General features: G+C 38.1%; 18 protein-coding genes and 1 riboswitch. Of the genes, 4 read left to right on the forward strand and 14 right to left on the reverse strand.

From position 1 onward, the window contains the following. Positions 1-79 precede the first annotated feature (79 nt). Positions 80-319, reverse strand: coding sequence for a YueH family protein (locus tag MLE14_RS10555; protein ID WP_243298336.1), 240 nt, complete (start codon positions 317-319; stop codon positions 80-82). A gap of 130 nt (positions 320-449) precedes the next feature. Here MLE14_RS10555 and MLE14_RS10560 point away from each other — a divergent pair, with 130 nt between their 5' ends. Both MLE14_RS10560 and MLE14_RS10565 read left to right on the forward strand, forming a co-directional pair. Next, entirely contained in the window at positions 450-1,661 is a 1,212-nt protein-coding gene (locus MLE14_RS10560; protein ID WP_243298337.1) for a NupC/NupG family nucleoside CNT transporter, read from the forward strand. A 185-nt stretch (positions 1,662-1,846) separates the two neighbouring features. Further along, entirely contained in the window at positions 1,847-2,083 is a 237-nt protein-coding gene (locus tag MLE14_RS10565; RefSeq protein ID WP_243298338.1) for a helix-turn-helix domain-containing protein, read from the forward strand. A gap of 90 nt (positions 2,084-2,173) precedes the next feature. Here the strand turns inward: MLE14_RS10565 and MLE14_RS10570 are convergent, their stop codons facing one another. The 5 genes from MLE14_RS10570 to MLE14_RS10590 all read right to left on the reverse strand — a co-directional run bounded on the left by MLE14_RS10570 (position 2,174) and on the right by MLE14_RS10590 (position 7,847). Continuing rightward, the gene (locus tag MLE14_RS10570; protein ID WP_243298339.1) at positions 2,174-3,631 is read right to left on the reverse strand and encodes an adenosylcobinamide amidohydrolase; all 1,458 of its coding nucleotides are present in this window, start codon (positions 3,629-3,631) and stop codon (positions 2,174-2,176) included. Next, positions 3,618-4,667 carry a FecCD family ABC transporter permease gene (locus tag MLE14_RS10575; protein ID WP_243298340.1) on the reverse strand — a complete coding sequence of 350 codons (1,050 nt, stop codon included), beginning with the start codon at positions 4,665-4,667 and terminating at the stop codon, positions 3,618-3,620. Before MLE14_RS10575 ends, MLE14_RS10570 begins: the two co-directional genes overlap by 14 nt. Further along, positions 4,648-5,655 carry an ABC transporter substrate-binding protein gene (locus MLE14_RS10580; protein ID WP_243298341.1) on the reverse strand — a complete coding sequence of 336 codons (1,008 nt, stop codon included), beginning with the start codon at positions 5,653-5,655 and terminating at the stop codon, positions 4,648-4,650. Before MLE14_RS10580 ends, MLE14_RS10575 begins: the two co-directional genes overlap by 20 nt. Positions 5,656-5,795: 140 nt before the next feature. Beyond that, positions 5,796-5,980: riboswitch (cobalamin riboswitch) on the reverse strand. A 154-nt stretch (positions 5,981-6,134) separates the two neighbouring features. Beyond that, entirely contained in the window at positions 6,135-6,599 is a 465-nt protein-coding gene (locus tag MLE14_RS10585; protein ID WP_243298342.1) for a YndM family protein, read from the reverse strand. A gap of 141 nt (positions 6,600-6,740) precedes the next feature. Continuing rightward, positions 6,741-7,847: an AI-2E family transporter gene (locus MLE14_RS10590; protein WP_243298343.1), complete on the reverse strand. Its 1,107-nt coding sequence runs from the start codon at positions 7,845-7,847 to the stop codon at positions 6,741-6,743. 334 nt (positions 7,848-8,181) lie between these two features. Between MLE14_RS10590 and MLE14_RS10595 the strand changes: the two genes are divergently transcribed. Beyond that, entirely contained in the window at positions 8,182-8,625 is a 444-nt protein-coding gene (locus MLE14_RS10595; RefSeq protein WP_243298344.1) for an OsmC family protein, read from the forward strand. A gap of 34 nt (positions 8,626-8,659) precedes the next feature. On the opposite strand, the gene MLE14_RS10600 is transcribed toward MLE14_RS10595, so the two are convergent. From MLE14_RS10600 to helD, 6 genes are all read right to left on the reverse strand, one after another. Beyond that, a complete protein-coding gene (locus tag MLE14_RS10600; RefSeq protein WP_243298345.1) occupies positions 8,660-9,079 on the reverse strand; it encodes a hypothetical protein in 420 nt (139 codons plus the stop codon). Between the two features lie 118 nt (positions 9,080-9,197). Then, the gene (locus tag MLE14_RS10605) at positions 9,198-10,109 is read right to left on the reverse strand and encodes a TIGR01777 family oxidoreductase (protein ID WP_243298346.1); all 912 of its coding nucleotides are present in this window, start codon (positions 10,107-10,109) and stop codon (positions 9,198-9,200) included. Positions 10,110-10,221: 112 nt separating this feature from the next. Continuing rightward, positions 10,222-10,992, reverse strand: a complete 771-nt coding sequence (locus MLE14_RS10610) for an ABC transporter permease (RefSeq protein WP_243298347.1) — start codon at positions 10,990-10,992, stop codon at positions 10,222-10,224. Further along, entirely contained in the window at positions 10,989-11,927 is a 939-nt protein-coding gene (locus MLE14_RS10615; protein ID WP_243298348.1) for an ABC transporter ATP-binding protein, read from the reverse strand. The genes MLE14_RS10610 and MLE14_RS10615 overlap by 4 nt, the downstream gene beginning before the upstream one ends. Positions 11,928-12,024: 97 nt before the next feature. Further along, a complete protein-coding gene (locus MLE14_RS10620) occupies positions 12,025-12,438 on the reverse strand; it encodes a tetratricopeptide repeat protein (RefSeq protein WP_313897747.1) in 414 nt (137 codons plus the stop codon). Between the two features lie 217 nt (positions 12,439-12,655). Further along, the gene (gene helD, locus MLE14_RS10625; protein WP_243298349.1) at positions 12,656-14,995 is read right to left on the reverse strand and encodes an RNA polymerase recycling motor HelD; all 2,340 of its coding nucleotides are present in this window, start codon (positions 14,993-14,995) and stop codon (positions 12,656-12,658) included. 269 nt (positions 14,996-15,264) lie between these two features. On the opposite strand from helD, the gene MLE14_RS10630 reads away from it, so the two are divergent. Continuing rightward, a complete protein-coding gene (locus MLE14_RS10630; protein ID WP_243298350.1) occupies positions 15,265-15,972 on the forward strand; it encodes a DUF421 domain-containing protein in 708 nt (235 codons plus the stop codon). 82 nt (positions 15,973-16,054) lie between these two features. Here the strand turns inward: MLE14_RS10630 and MLE14_RS10635 are convergent, their stop codons facing one another. Together MLE14_RS10635 and msrA are read right to left on the reverse strand one after the other, a co-directional pair. Beyond that, complete coding sequence (locus tag MLE14_RS10635) at positions 16,055-16,315, reverse strand: spore coat protein (protein WP_279326178.1); 261 nt, start codon at positions 16,313-16,315, stop codon at positions 16,055-16,057. Between the two features lie 125 nt (positions 16,316-16,440). Beyond that, on the reverse strand, positions 16,441-16,968 hold the full coding sequence (msrA, locus tag MLE14_RS10640) for a peptide-methionine (S)-S-oxide reductase MsrA (RefSeq protein ID WP_243298352.1): 528 nt from the start codon (positions 16,966-16,968) through the stop codon (positions 16,441-16,443). Between the last annotated feature and the right edge of the window lie 71 nt (positions 16,969-17,039).

Here is a 17,039-nt window from a genome sequence, read left to right on the forward strand (position 1 = left end):
GAAACCATATCTATACTACCATCTTATGAGCAACTTTGCTTCAGTTAATTTTTAAAAAAATTGATATGAATGCAACAAGTTACATTTCCCTCGTCCATTGATAAATTCGCACGGCCAACAATTCTGTGTTTTCTTCAGACAAATCAGCTTTGATTGTCTCTAACACGCTTTGTTTCACATCTTCTATTGAATCTTCATACTGAACAATCCCTGACCAAGCTAGATCGGGCACAGCAGCCAGAAAAAAATACTCCTTCTTATTTTCATATAAAAAAATTTTATATTCCTTTTCATCTAGCATTGTTTTTCTTATTTTCATCTGAAAAATCCTTTCTACCTGTAAATTTCCTCAACTTCGCCTTATATAATTTTTTCACTTGGACACCATAAGATTACCAAGAAATCAATGAAATTGCACAAAAATTGGTCATTTTAGGAGGGAGTTTGTTATGCAATACGTATGGGGAATCTTTGGTATTGTTGTTCTGCTTTTAATAGCTTTTTTATTTTCTATTGCGAAAACAAAAATTAAGCTTCGAACCATTTTAGGCGGTTTATTGTTACAAATTTTAATTGCCTACTCCGTATTAAAATGGGAGTGGGGCAGAATGGTCTTTAATTGGCTGACTAATCGAGTCAATGAAATTGTCGATGCGGCAGCAGATGGAATCGCATTCTTATTTGGTCCGATCTTACCCGAGAACGGAGTGATTTTTGCCTTTCAGGTGTTGCCGGTCGTTATCTTTTTTTCCGCTTTAATATCCGTTTTATATTACATAAAGGTGATGCAATTATTTATTAAATTCATCGGAGGAGGTCTCGCCAAGTTATTAGGGACGAGAAAAGCGGAGTCGATGTCGGCTGCAGCCAATATTTTTGTGGGACAAACCGAAGCTCCACTTGTAGTTAGGCCATTTTTAAGTCATATGACAGCTTCTGAATTATTTGCGGTTATGACGGGAGGACTTGCCTCGGTTGCCGGTTCCACTTTAATTGGATATTCTTTATTGGGCGTTCCATTAGAATATTTACTGGCAGCGAGCTTCATGGCAGCTCCGGCAGGATTAATCATGGCCAAAATATTTGTACCTGAAACAGAATCTAGAGACGAACCCAATGAATATGAAATGGAAGTAGATAAAGAATCGGTCAATGTTATTGATGCAGCTGCAAGAGGTGCCAGTGTCGGCTTACAGCTTGCCCTTAATATCGGGGCGATGCTGCTTGCATTTATTGGCTTGATTGCTGTAATTAATTATTTCTTAGGGAATATTGGAGAACTCTTTGGTTTTGAAGGTTTAACATTAGAATTGATATTAGGCTATATTTTTTCACCGATTGCATTTGTCATTGGTGTTCCTTGGAATGAAGCGGTTGAAGCTGGAAATTATATAGGTCAAAAACTCATTTTAAACGAATTTGTGGCCTACTCTAATTTCGCTCCTGAAATCCCTAACCTTTCTTCAAAGGCGGTTGCCATTATCAGCTTTGCCCTGTGCGGATTTGCCAATATTTCGTCTCTTGCGATTATTTTAGGCGGATTAGGAAGTTTAGCACCGGGACGGCGAGATGATCTTGCAAGAATGGGTGTCAGGGCCATTATTGCAGGGAGTTTAGCTTCATTGCTTAGCGGAGCGATTGCCGGTATGTTTGTTCCATAAACTGTTTCTTGCAGGATGAGAGATTAAAGGCTGTATGTCTTTGCCTTTTTTCGTTATGCAGATTCATATCTTGGATATCCACCAAATTCTATACATTTTTGACAAGAATTAGCTATATATTTTTTACATATCGTAATTGCGATTATTGTGGAATCCTCTAAAATAGAGTACAAGGAGGTTTCATAATGTCCGTACGAATTAAAGTCACCTTAGATGAAGCACTAAAAATGCGAGGAAATATGAAGCAAAAGGAGCTTATCGAGCTAATTAAGCAAAAAACCGGAGAAAATGTCCGGGCTGCAAGTGTCAGTGAGCTTAAAAATAATCAAAGAACCTCTCTAAATACAAGATTATTAGCATTAATAGCTCAAGCTCTTGAAATACAGGACATTCGTGAACTACTCACAATCGAATGGGACTAAATAAAGCTTCATTAAAAGCTCGGCCTTTCAAAAGGCGGGCTTTTTAATATAATATTAAAAGACCTTCCACCCAAGGAAGGTCTTTTTCATTTATTCCTTGCCGACTGCCTGGATTGCCTCACTGACAGCCTCATAGACACATTTTCCTATTCCTTTTCCCAAATCAGTAATAGGGCCTGCGTACTGAATATATGTTCCCTTTTGCGTGGCAGCTAGCAAGATACTGTCAGTGGCAGTTCCTGTTGCAGTGGTATCGGAAAGAGCATCCTTGACCCTTAAATCTGATAAAGCCTTTGCCTTTGCTTCAGTAGCTGTAACAACTCCTTGAAGAAAAGCTTCCTCTGAGAGATGCCCATTAACAAAAATCATTATATTAATTGTCCCGGGCTGAAAGGCACGAGGAAAGAGATAGGACTTCGAAACATCAACAGCGCCGCCAATTCCTGCTGTCACCACTGAAAAAAGTGAAACAGTGCCGTCACTATATTCCTTAATCACACAGTGTTTTAACGGAATAGCCGTCATCATCCCGACAGTATCTGAAACTCGGAATCCTTCTTCATGCAAATACTGTTTCATTTCCAAAGTGCTATTCTCACAATGATAATCGATGCTTACATGGCGATTTACAAAAGTTGAAAACCAGCCAATTCCTGAATTAACAACAGAAGAGGAAATGGTTTTTAAAGGAAACGGGGACTGAAATACAATATGCTTAGGCTTAATTGAAAGAGTCTGGGATGTAATCATTTCTGTTTCATCCTCCTGCTCGTTATTCGGCATGATTGCAAGCTGCGGCCGCGGCATATTAGGATGAGGCTGTCTCCTTACATCTGTATGGTACACTTCCTGTACTCTGTCCTCTGTTAATACCTCCCATGGCGAGCCAATCGAAACGATTTTTCCGTTATCCATTAAAATTAGCCTGTCACAATATAGACTTGCCAGGTTTAAATCATGAAAAATAGAAACAACAGTAAGCTGCTTCTGTTTGGTCCGCTGTTTTAATAGATCCATTAGTACTTTTTGGTGAGACAAATCTAAATGATTCGTAGGTTCGTCTAGAAGAAAAATCTCTGGCTTCTGAGCTAAAGCCTGTGCGAGAAATACCCGCTGTCTTTCGCCGCCACTTAAACTTAGCACATCCTTATCTTGATACTGCATTAAATTAGTATAGTCTAATGCGTCTTTTACCGCTTGTTCATCGGCATCTGACCATTGCTTAAATAATCCTTTTTGATAAGGGTAACGTCCAAAGGAAACGGTTTCCTTTACAGAAAAAGAAAAAGAGGATTCAGTGCTTTGCGGAAGGACAGCCAATATTTTTGCAAGTTCGGCTGGCTTATAAGAAGCCAATTGCTTTTCATTAATAAAAATCTCTCCTGAAGCTGCTGGAAGCACCCCGCTAATCAGCTTAAGCAATGTGGTCTTACCGCTTCCATTCGGCCCTAAAATGCCGATAAACTCTCCCCTGCCAACTGTAAAACTGACATCCGAAACAATGATGTTGTTATCATATCCGCCAAATATATGATCAATCTTTAACATAGGATCCTCTTCCTTCTAAACGTCCGCGCAGTAAAAGCATAGCGAATACCGGAGCCCCGATGATTGAGGTAATCACTCCGATTGGAAGTTCACTTGGTGAGATAATTGTACGAGAAACCAAATCCGCTACTATTAAAAACCCTGCCCCGATAATCGTGGACAATGGCAAGAGATGCTTATGATTGGTACCCCACAGAAGTCTTGCTAAGTGAGGGATGACTAACCCGACAAATCCAATAGTTCCTGAAACTGCTACTGCTGAACCAGTTAACATTGAAGCTGCTAATAGAATCCATAATTTTCTGCGCTGGACATGAACTCCTAAATGCTTCGCTTTTTCTTCCCCAAACGATAAAACATTTAATTCATGGCTATTAAAAATAAGAATAAGACTGCCAATAAAGAAGAAAGGCAGTATTAGCTGAATATATTCCCAGCCCCTCATCGAAACACTGCCAAGCAGCCATCCGATAATCTGTCTTAGTTCATCACCCGATAAAGCAATCAATAACGAAATAAAAGCGCCGATAAAGGAGTTAAAAATAATACCAGTTAGAATAATGGTTGCAACTGACATACTTTTGGAAGCTAATCGGGCAAATAAAAGAACTAACAGAATGGTGAGAAATGCGAAACATATACTTAAAACGGGCAGCGTAAAAGAATGTAACCCCGGGATAGAAAGTCCCAGGTACAATACGATGACTGCACCAAGGGATGCTCCCGAGGAAACGCCCAATGTATAAGGGTCTGCCAAAGGATTTTTTAATAATCCCTGAAAGGCTGCTCCAGCGATTGCAAGTGAGGCCCCGATTAATCCCGCTAACAATACCCTGGGCAAACGGATACTTAGAACAATACTCTCATACATCGGGTCTACTGCAAATGACGCAGAAAATAATTCATTAAATATGCTCCCGATAATAGCTGAAACTGGAACCTGAATACTTCCTACTGAGATTCCAATGATAAGCGAAACAATTAAAAATACACTTGCAAGTAAATAAGCTCCTAGCTTATAAGTCTTTAAAAACATCAGGGTAAACCGCCTTAGCTAACTCTTTTACACCTTCTATCAGTCTTGGACCTGAACGGGCAACTAAATCAGAATGAACATCATATACCTGTTTGGATTGAATCGCCGTGACTTGACTCCAGCCTTCTCGGGCTAGGACTTGTTCAGCTGCATCAGGAGTGTAGTACCCATAAGTGGTAATAATAACATCCGGATTTTTTTCTACGATGGCTTCTTCTGTCATCGGCTGCCATCCTTCTAAGTCTTCTGCAATATTAGTTGCATTAATCGCTTCGAGCATTTCGTGCATAAAGGTATTCGTACCTGTAGTGTAAATTTCAGGCTCTGCACCAACCTCAATAAATACTTTTTTTCGATTTTCTTCTGGGATGGTTGCTGCCATGTCCTTTATTTTTTGCAATTCATCCTTCATCGAAGCGACAATCTCTCCAGCTTTTTCTGATGTTCCAGTAGCTTCTCCTACTAATTCAATAGAGCGATAAACATCTTCAAAAGAGGTTGCATTATTTACAAATAAAACCGTTAATCCCGCCTCTTTCAATTGATCAAGACTATCCTTGCTGCTGACAGCTGTCGATTCATGGGCAAGAACAAGATCCGGCTGAAGCGAAATAATCTTCTCAAGATTAATTTCCATTCCTCCGATTTTTTCTTTTTCTAAGGCTTCTTCAGGATAGTTATCAAAGTCTGTCACACCTACAACCTGTTCACCCAATCCGAGAGCGTAGGCTATTTCTGTATTGCTCGGAATAAGCGAAACAATCCGCTCTGGCTTTGCATCAATTGTAATCTCATTATCTAGTGCATCTGTAACCGTAACCGGAAACGCAGTTTCTTCTGGTGCCCCTTCTTGTTTATTATCCTCGTTATTTTGGCTTTGTGCCTGTTTTGTATCATTTGGATTTTCCGTTTCTTCCTGACTCCCACAAGCAACCATCATACTGATCGCAATGAATAGAGTTAAACTTAGCTGTAGCCATTTTTTCATTTTCTTTTTCTCCTTTCCCAAATAAAAAAAGCATCCCTACTAAGGGAATGCCCTGAAGATGGTTGAATCGACATGTAAAAATAATCTATTGTACTTAGAACAAATCTGTCGAAGTCAAACACCCTCCTATCCTCGTAGGCTTTGTGTTGAAAATATAGGCAGGTCTCCTGGCTCATGGTCATCACTTTTTACGCCTTCCCATACAATTCGTACAGTGGCCTGCTGTAAAAAGCTCCCATTTACAGTGGCGGGACCGCGTTGGAATTTCACCAACTTCCCTTTTAAGCTAGTCCTAACGGATAGCACCCATATTTAAAGCATATGTAATTGATTACATTGTTCATTATACACAATATTAGTTTGAAATGTATATATAGGAATTTTAGCCGGTTTAAATGAGGGGTTTGTGATGATATCGTCTCATTTAAATTAAAGAAAATGCCACCCCTACACCTAGTGGGATGGCCTTCACATTTGCTTTACTTAGGCTCGTCTGGATTATAATTATTGTTTTTAGGTTCAAACTCTTCAGCTGTTTCCATTGCATAGTTTTCTCTTAACGCAGGCGTTGTTCTTCCATTATTCCGATCAACCGTATCCTTATCCGCATAAGCCATATAACGATGGAAGAAAATTTCTCCGATAGTTACGGCTGCTGCTGCTATTAGAGATGCGGTTACATATGGATAATCAGGAACGTCAACTAACATCACAGCCATTGCCCATATTGTAAGAAAGGCAAGTCCAAAATCTGCAATCGATGCAATCGTATTATTTGTTCTTGGCAAGATTCCACGATCGCCTACATAATAAGAGATGAGTGTTAACACTACTGAAATCCAAAATACATTGCCAAATGTCATGCGAAACATTACTGTCAACACAAGCCATAGAACAGCTAGAATAAGTAAAAATTTAATTCCTAAACCACGTAAATTTCCCATGTTTGCATCCTCCTAAAGAGTAGTCAGTTATAGTTTGATTCATTTTTAGCAAAATATTCATGATTACATTGATTCTGGTACATAAGGAATCCTCTAAAAAAGAAAAGGACTGTCCTAAATCTTTCGGACAGTCCCTTACCATTAACTCTCGATGATTTGTTCATTTAAGATGCGTTTTCGCTCTTTAAGAAATTGAGCAATGTTGATGACAATGGTTTTTGATACAGCATAGAAAGGAATGGCTAAAACCATGCCAAGAATTCCAGCAATATTCCCTGCTACTAATAATAAAATAATGATGGTTGCCGGATGGATTTTTAACTGTTTTCCGATAATTAATGGAGATATAACATTTCCTTCTAACTGCTGAGCAATTACTATAACGACTACAGTTAAGATAGCCTTCATAGGTGAATCAAACAGGGCAATAATCACAGCCGGTGCTCCACCCAGGATAGGTCCTATATAAGGGATAATGTTAGTGACCAATACCACCATCGCTAATATTAGTGCATAAGGCAAGTCAATAATTAAATACCCGATAAAGGACAGAGTTCCGACAAATAAAGCTACGGTCACCTGCCCCTGTATATAGGATGCTAACGTATTATTCGTATCTTTCATTGTTTTTAAAGCTTCATCCCGATAAGCGGCAGGCAATAAACGCGCAACACCATCAGGAAACTTATGCCCATCTCTAAACATATAAAATAACAAGAATGGTACCGTTACAACCGTAATCGTAAAATTGGCAACAAAACCAAGAATAGCAGAAATGCTATTGGTGATCGTCTCAGGAATAGCACTTCCAATTTCAGTTAGCTTTTCTTCAATATCATCAATGGTTATGTATTCTTGTGTCATCACCCATTTAAACTGAGGGCTATCTGAAACATCTTCAAAAAAATCCATGCTTTGTGCCGCATATCTTGGCATATCATTAATTAATTGTTTAAATTGGTTGGACACAGCTGGAATAAAATAGCTCAGCATGAGTGAAAACAAACCGGCAATGGCCAGATACACGATAATAATCGAAAGCGTTCTCGGTATTTTGAGCAGCTGAAGTCTTTTCACAAGCGGATTCAGCAAATAAAACAGAAAGCCAGAAATTAAAATAGGGAAAAATAAGGTAGATATAAAGATCCCTACCGGCTCAAAAACGAAAGCTATTTTTGTACTTATATAAATAATCGCAACAACTAACAGTATTTGCAGTGTCCAAAATTGTAACTTTGATTTAACCACCATAGTCCTCCTAATTAAAATTCTCCTCTTGATCTTAATTTTAGAACAGATATTTTATATTTTTAAATGGATACCTTCCATTATAGACAAATTTTTCATACTTTATTTCCCTAAGATTAGTAGAAACTTCATGCGTCTTATTCTTACTAGTTTCAAAGTAAACTGCCCTTTGCCTTCTTTATGAACCTGCTCATGATTTTGCCTCTTTCTTTTCTATCTTTTCCTTTAAATATTTCAGACTTTGATGTAAATAAACATATAACGTGCAACGTCATTCGGATTTATCTAAAATGATAGTATCCCTGTAAGAAATATACGTAAAGGAGTGCACGAGATGGCTGAACACCATTTTCATTTAAAAACGAATTGGCCGGGATTGCGCAATGATGTCGGCGACCTGGAAGCTAAAAATTTAAAAACGAAAATTTCGATCCCTCAAGAGATGGATGGCCCCGAAGTAGGAACCAATCCGGATGAAATGTTGCTAGGTGCAGCCGCAACCTGCTACATTATTACGTTAGCCGCAATGATGGAACGGTCCTCTTTAGAGAAAAAAGAGCTATACATGGAATCCGAAGGAATTGTTGTTGTAACAAATGGGGTGTTTACCTATAAAAAAATTATTCACCGCCCAACGATCATTCTGAAAGAAAACGCATCTGAAAACGACCGTAAACTAGCCCTTAAGCTTGCGAAAAAAGCTGAATCTTCCTGTATGATTTCACGTGCTATAAAAGGGAATGTAGAGATTGAGCTTAAAGCAAACATAATAGCTTAGAGAATTGGGTACCGATATGGTGCCCCTTTATTCTTTATTTTTCTATTCCTCTGGCTTTTAAAATATCTTGTATGACTTCAATATGTAAGGAAGCCCATGCCTTTTCATGAAAATGAAGCATTACACTCAGTGATAAAATCGTTACATACAAAATTATAAAGGTGAGCCAAAGCATCGATCCATCCTTAAAAAGGAATTCCTGCAATTGCTTTGAAAAGATAAATAATAGCCATGGCCCAGCTGATACAAAAATAGGAATAATCCCAGACCCGTTTTTCTCTTTCACCATTTTATAGTAAATATCGATTAAGGTTTTGGTTTCAATTGTTTCATAAAAATCTTGTATTTCCCTAATCTCTTTTAATTCCCTGTTCTGGTCATATCGTAAATGGGTATGATTTGAATTTTTTAATTTCACATAAAATTTATGGGCATCGCCCCGAAACGAAAGCAATTTACCATTCCTCCCCAAGGTTAATAAGGATTGAGGGTAAGAAAAATCCCGTTCAAACCGATTTACACCATCGATTCTTAGGTTTCGTTTCAGGAAGGAAATCATACATATTTTATCATTAAACTAATAGCTTTAAGGTTCCATCCAATTCCGTATGCTCAAATTTAAAGTTCGATTCCATTAACCTTTTGGGAATACAATTCCTGCCTGTTAGTGCATGCTCTGGTTCCATCGACATAAACAAATACGATCCTAACCAGACCAAGGGTGTGGGAGTTGGCGGTGCTATAGGCTTGTTCATAGCTTTTCGCAAAGCACTCATAAATTCCTTATTGGTAACAGCTCTTGGACTTGTAGCATTATAAATACCTGTCATTTGTTTATTGTGCATCGCATTCCAAAATATGCGGTTTAGATCATCAACATGAAGCCAGCTAATATATTGCTGGCCGGAACCGACCGTTCCACCTAAACCCAGTTTCGTTAATTTCTTTAAAGACTGTAATGTACCTTCCTCTTTATCAAGCACAAACGCAATTCGAAATAAAACCTTTCTTGTGCTCGGAAGCAAATGTTTGAAAAAAGCCTTTTCCCACTCTACACATACATGGGCGGAATATCCGCTTCCATGTGGTGCAAGTTCATCACAAACTGTTTGAGTATTGCCGTAAATCGCAAGTGAACCCGCTTGTATCAGGGACTCAGGCGGATTCTTGCATTGTAAAATAGCTTTGTCTAATACTGAAACGGAATCTAATCGTGATGCCATTATTTCTTCTTTATTTTTCTTTGTATATATACAATTAACACTTTTCCCTGTTAAATTAATCACGGAGGTGGCACTTTCTAATTTAGTTGTCCAGTCATCAAGACTTTTCCCGTCCCAGTGTACCCATTCTATCCCTTCCCGATTTTCTGTTTTTCCCCGAGTTAGAATAACAACCCTGCAGTTTCGCTCTAATAAAACCTTAGCAAAAGACCTTCCTAAAAATCCTGAACCTCCCGCTAACACAACCGTCGGTCTCTTCATAATTCCTCCCGCTCAGTTTTAGTAACCTTCTCATTGATTGAATTCCCTTAAATTTTTTCTTTCCTTCACCTTCCTTTAACTGATTGGAAGGAAAGGAGACCGTCATTTGCTGTTATAAAATATCTCGCTTTTCAGTTACTCCTAAGGAGATTCCAACCAATACAAGCAAATACAATACTATTATTACAAGAGAAAATCCAAGTGAACTATCACTCATAAACGGCTCTGAGAGGCCCCGGATATACTGATTCTCACTATAGACTGAAAGTGTAAGATGCGGAAAAATGATATATTTTCCCCATTCATACATGGATACAAGCAATGTAACCGGACCGCTGCTAAATTTCGCTAAAAAGGTAAGACCGGTGGCGAGCCCCATACTCTTTGTAACAGCCCCAATCATAAAGGCTAGTGTCATATAGAACATGATATTAGGATAATGGTAAAGCCCATTTACAAGGTTCGTTATAAAATCTTCAACGAATGCGTCCATTCCAAAAAATAATAATCCAATAAGGAAATTAAATACGATTAAAAAGTAATACATTGCAAAAGTTAATATATTGACGACCATATACTTAGATAACAAAATCGATGTCCGCGAGTGCGCACGAATAAACAACTGTTTGATAGTACCCTCACTATATTCACTCGTAACCGAACTAGCTGCAATCACAATGGAATAAAAAGAAATAATGGTCGTAAAAACGGATGCTGCATTAATCGAATAAGTGATTCCGCTAACCTCAATATTAAATCTGTTACTAAAAATGATTACAAGGACGGCTCCCATTATTAGCAAAAATCCCATCACAACAAGGAACAGCCAGGCTTTGTGTTTTTTATGGGCTTTCAGCCATTCATTTTGAAGCAAAGAAATCATAAAACACCCTCCTTCTGTTCAGTAAGTGATAGGTATTGATCCTCAAGTGACTTTTTCAATGGTGTACATTCATAAAGGAGCAGACCTGTATTGACTAACTCGTTTATAATATTAGGAATCTGTTCATAAGGGATGGAAGCAACTATTGTTTTTTCTCCATCGATTTGCGCTTGTCCAAACGATTCTATTATTGTTAAAGCTGAAGAAAGCTGATCATGCTTTAGTGTAAATCTAACCTTTGTTTGAACCCTGGCATCCCCGCTGCTTTTCACATCTATTTCTTCAACATATTTTCCTTTTTGAATAATAATCACTTTGTCACACATTAACTCTACTTCTTGCAGTAGATGACTAGAAACAAGGATTGAAATATTTTCTTTTCTGGAAATGTGCTTTAAATAATCTCGCAAATGTCTAATTCCCGCTGGATCTAATCCATTGGACGGTTCATCTAAAATAAGAAGGGATGGTTTATGTAATAATGCCTGTGCAATTCCTAACCGTTGCTTCATGCCCAGAGAATAGGTTTTTACCTTTTGATGGATTGCATCCTCCAAGCCTACGAATTTAACAAGTTCTTCAATTCGTGAAAGCGGCACAGGAGTTCTGCTCATCCTGGCAAAATGAAGTAAGTTTTCCCTGCCTGTCAGGTAATTGTAGAGCTCCGGATTTTCAACAATGGCACCAAGATGAGATAATGCTTTTAATTTTTCTTTCTGAATATGATGTCCTTCTACATAAATATCACCTTTAGTCGGAGAGATGAGTCCAGCAATTAAACGAATGGTTGTCGTTTTCCCGGCACCATTTGGTCCTAAAAAACCATATACTTTACCACGCTCAAGCTTAAAAGATAAATGGTCAATAATTGTCTGGCCATTGAGGATCTTTGTCAAATTCTCTACCACTAACGGATAATCTTCTTTTACAGCCACACTGTCACCTCTTCTTCTTTTACCAATCTCTATTTATTAAAATAGTAGTATTGAAACATCGTTTCTTAATAACCGTACATTAAATATACGAAACAAATTAGCTGGACGAAGTATGGGATGAATAGTTATGGGGGCTATTCTTTTCGGTTGCCAGCTGATCAGCATAAAACGCGATTGCCTTTTTGTATCGTTGAATTCCTTCATCGACCGTTAACTCTACTAATTTATGAAGCAAAATTTCTAGCGCTTTCCTATCGTTACCAAGGTTATGTAAAGTCATCGCATAAAAAACAGGAAACTCATTGGCTGTTGGAAACTCTTGCATCCCCTGTTCAAATACCGTTTTCGACTTATGATATTCCCCAATCGTCCTGTAAGTACTTCCTAACCCTAAAAGAGCACCCCTTCTTTCCTGGCCGGCAAGTCCCTGTTTTAATGCATTTTTATAGAAAGGAATTGCCTCTTTTTCCAAACCCAGCAAATCGTGAACCCAGGCGCATTGATAGGATATATAAGGATCACCGTTGTCCTAATCATATAGTGAAAGTAATAATTGCCTTGCTTCCTCGTAGTTACCATTCTCTCTTAGAGAAATAGCTTTATGCAGCAGCTCCATTATTATCAATCCTTTTTAACAGTCTGATTAATTTCCATTATATTGGATTTTTGATTGAGTTGATACAGTAAAACCGCGGTCTTAATCAGCCCGCGGCAGACCCTGTCTATTATTAGTTATGGATTTGGTACCTTTGTTCCGATACATCATCTAGCAAAAAACTTATTTTACCCAATGAAAATAAATGCAGCTCATGCATGGCTCTCGTCGATGCTGTATACAATAATTTTCGTTCGTCTTCACTCCTGTACACATCCTGTGAAATGTTATAAAGAATGACCCCATCGAACTCAATCCCTTTTGCTAAATAAGCCGGAATTACAAGAATTCCTTTCTCATAAGAGAGCGTTCCTTTTTTGATGAGCCTAGCTTCAACCTGGTGTTTAAGCGCTTGATACACTTCAGCACTTTCATGAGCTGTTTTACAGATAATCGCAATCGTTTGATGCCCTTCAGACTCCATTATTTTAATTCTTTCAACAACCCGTTTATTCAATTCTTCCCGCGAATGAACCTTTGTTAAAACTGGTTTTTTCCCGCTCCGGTTAAACGGTTCAATCTGATCACCGAAAGGAATTAGTTCACGGGTAAACTCAACAATTTCCTTTGTTGAGCGATAGCTTCTATTTAATATGACTTGTTTGGTTTCAGTCTTTTCATAAAACTCATCTGATAAAATAGTAGGCGCATTCATCGTATGCGATAAGATTGCCTGGTTCCTATCACCTAATATAGTCATGTAACTGTAAGGGAATAACTGCTTTATATAGGCGAACTGAAATGGTGAGTAATCCTGTGCTTCATCAATCACAATATGACGGATCATAGTATTTGATTTTCTGCCTTCAATCAAGTCCTGTAAATATAGAAAAGGTACAGAATCTTCATAAAGAATTTCGAACCTTTTAAGCCGATTAAGTGTATATTCACAAATTTGCACCCAATTAACAGGCAACGATTCATCGCTGATTTTTAGATCATGATTGAATAAACTCTTATAAAGTGCCATATGATCAATGAATTCCAGCCTCTTCACTTTTGCAAGCAAGGGTTTGAAACGCTTATTTACCACTTCTTTAGCAAGGATGAGCTGTTCTTGCTCAAAATCATCAAAGGTTTCTTCAGTATCTTTTCTCTTTTTTTGGAGTTGTTTAAAAGCTTCCAGGTAATCTTCCTTATCTAATAATTGAACCTCTTGCTCGACCCACTCTTTTTTACGCTCAAGCCTAGCCAGCTTCTTCAATTCTTTTTTGATCCATTCGCTAACAATGGATATTCGGTTAGGAATGGAATACGCTTTATCAAGCGAATAAAATTTCTCTTCTATCTGACGGGCAGAAATTAATATTCTTTTTCTAAATGTAATATTTTTAAAAATTAAGCCCTGATCTGATAAAGATCTTACAAAATTATCTATATAGTTTTTAAATAACAGGCTTGCCTTGTACGAAATCGCTTCTTTCCTAGTGTAAAAATCCTGATCGTTACTGTCAGATAAGATATACTCCATTTGTTCAAATGGGTCCTCCACTTGATATCTGTTACCTAGGCGATGATCAATATATTGCTGCAATGTACTTTGCTGCATATTTTCTTCGCCGAGCTCGGGCAAAACGGTGGATACATAACTGTTAAACATTGGATTAGGTGAAAATAGCATAATTTGTTCCGCCTGTAAAATATTGCGGTAACGATAGAGCAAATAAGCCACCCGCTGCAGGGCAGCAGAGGTTTTTCCGCTTCCCGCAACACCTTGGACTATTAAATATTTTGTACCTTCACTGCGAATAATTTCATTTTGTTCTTTTTGAATAGTTGCAACGATACTTTTCATTTGAGTTGAGGCATTATTACCTAACACCTCTTGAAGCAGCTCATCACCAATCGTTACTCCAGTGTCAAACATCCCTTTTAATACACTGGATCTAATGATATATTGGCGCTTTAAATTGATTTCTCCCTGTATTTGTCCGTCTCCAGGAGTTTGGTAAGCTGCTGTACCCAATCCATAGTCATAGTAAAGGCTTGAAATCGGCGCCCGCCAATCATAGATTAGAAAGTTTTCGTTGCTATGATCTAGTAAGGAAGCAATTCCCACATAAATGGAATCCGATTTGCTTTCCCCTTCTTCCCTAAAGTCAACCCTCCCAAAATAGGGCGAATCCTTTAATCGCCAAAAAGTTTTTAATAATTTTTGAACTTGCCCTTGACTCCGTTCTCGCTCAGATAACATTTCAGCTTGCTGTTTAATGCTGACAAATGTTTCGATTATATCGTCTGGCTCATCAAGATTGATTGTCACATCATTCCAAAAGTTTTTTCGTATTTCTAAAATATCGTCTTTTATGTGGCCAGTATTTTGCTCAAGATAAGAGACTTTCTCATCAATCACATCAACAATAGAATCGATTCGTTCTTGCTCTTTCTTCCAATCCTTTTTGATTTCAGTCACTGAACCACTCCTTAAAAATTTTTAACTAGATGTTTGACAAAGGACAATCAATATGGTAATGTTATTATAGGGATAATATTTCCGTTTTCACATTACCTGCATAACAAATTTAATCATAACATACGAAATCTTTATATTCAATTTTATTTTTTCTAACACCTCTTTTTTTAGGGTGTTTTTTTATTTCATCGGCGACAACAATCGCATAATTATACCCTTCAAGGAAATCCTACCAAATGATATTTAGACCACTTTAGGAAGTGTTTTCATTGGATTTTCTATTTAGTCAGGACAACTTAACTAGTTTAGAATGGGCGCTTCGAGCTTTTATAGCATTTTTGTTTTTGCTTTCTGTTGCAAAACTAATGGGGCAACGATCAATCTCCCAATGGGGACTGCTTGATTTTGTGGTTGTTATGCTGTTAGGGAATATATTGGCACACCCGCTGTCAGATAGCCATTTAGGTTTAAAAGGCAGCCTAATCACAGTTTCTGTCGTTTCTCTGCTTTACATACTTCTTTTGGTGCTCACGTTAAAATCACCAAAAATCCGGCATTTTCTTGATCCGGCACCTATGCCTTTAATAAAAAACGGAGTCATCCTGTATCCAAATCTTAAAAAAGCAAAAGTAACAATCGATCACCTGCTTTCAGAATTAAGAAAGAAAAAAGTAGATGATGCCAAAAAGGTTGCCCTAGCTCTTTGGGAACCAACAGGAACGATTTCAGTTTTTCTATTCCCGCAATACGAACCTGCTACGAAACAAGATTTACATATTGCGCCTAAACCCTTTAATTTTCCACGACCCATTATAAAAGAAGGTTATATAGATTTTCACGAACTCCAAGTGCTTGGCAAAGATGTTAATTGGCTAAAACAGGAGCTCCAAACTAAATTTAATGTTCACACTGATCAAGTGTTACTCGCCACCTTAGATGAAACCAATTCCATTAAAATCTTTCTTTATAAAGAATAATTCATGACCCCGCACAAACCCTATAAAAAAGGAGGTGTTAAAGAGATCGCTCTTTAAACACCTCCTTTTTACAGATATGTCTTTAATAAAAATACGGGTACGGATAATAAGGGTAATAAGGGTATGGGTAAGGATAAAATCCAGGGCTCAGCAATGCCCCCGCAAGTAATCCTCCAGCTAAACCACCCAGGAATGGCCACACTCCGAAAAATCGTCGTCTTCCAAAAAAAGGTCCGCCAAAGAACGGCCGCCTCCCAAAACCGATAATTCTCTGATCACCAGGATCAGGCTGAAATGAAACAGGCACTTGATATTGAATAGGATTCACGATATCCCTCCTCATAGTTTCTCCCTATTTAATATGCAAATTTTAGGGAAATGCCTTAGGCACCTGTCCTTGTTCTTTCCAAAAAATGAAAAAGGCTTGTTCCCAGGCAGGGAACAAGCACTCTTAGCTGTTTTATTACTTTAACCCCAATATTCCTTGATAAATTCGTCCCGTCCTGATTTTTTCCGGTCCTCTTTATATTCACCTGGATTTTTTTTATAAAAATCCTGATGATAATCCTCCGCAGGATAAAAGATAGATGCCGGAAGAATTTTTGTAACAATCGGCTTCTTAAAGCGACCGCTATCCGCAACCGCTTGTTTGGACGCTTCTGCTAACTTCTTTTGTTCCTCGGTATGATAAAATATAGCCGTCCGATATGAATCGCCTCTGTCATGAAATTGACCTCCATCATCAGTAGGATCAATTTGCGGCCAGTATAAATCTAATAATCGCTGATAAGAAAAAATCTCAGGATCAAACGTGATTTGTACAGCTTCATAATGCCCCGAACCACCCGATTTAACATCCTTGTAAGTCGGGTTTTCAAGATGACCACCTGTGTACCCCGATACAACTTTAATAATCCCGGGAAGCAGATCAAATGGCTGTACCATACACCAAAAACATCCCCCAGCAAACGTTGCTAACTCTTGACGCCTACTCATCTGTCATTCTCCTCCACTAGTATCATCTTTTTACCGTTTATATTTTATCATTATTCACATAGGTTTCATTT

It is taken from the genome of Bacillus litorisediminis (assembly GCF_022808645.1).
Taxonomy (GTDB): domain Bacteria; phylum Bacillota; class Bacilli; order Bacillales; family JC228; genus Bacillus_BF; species Bacillus_BF litorisediminis.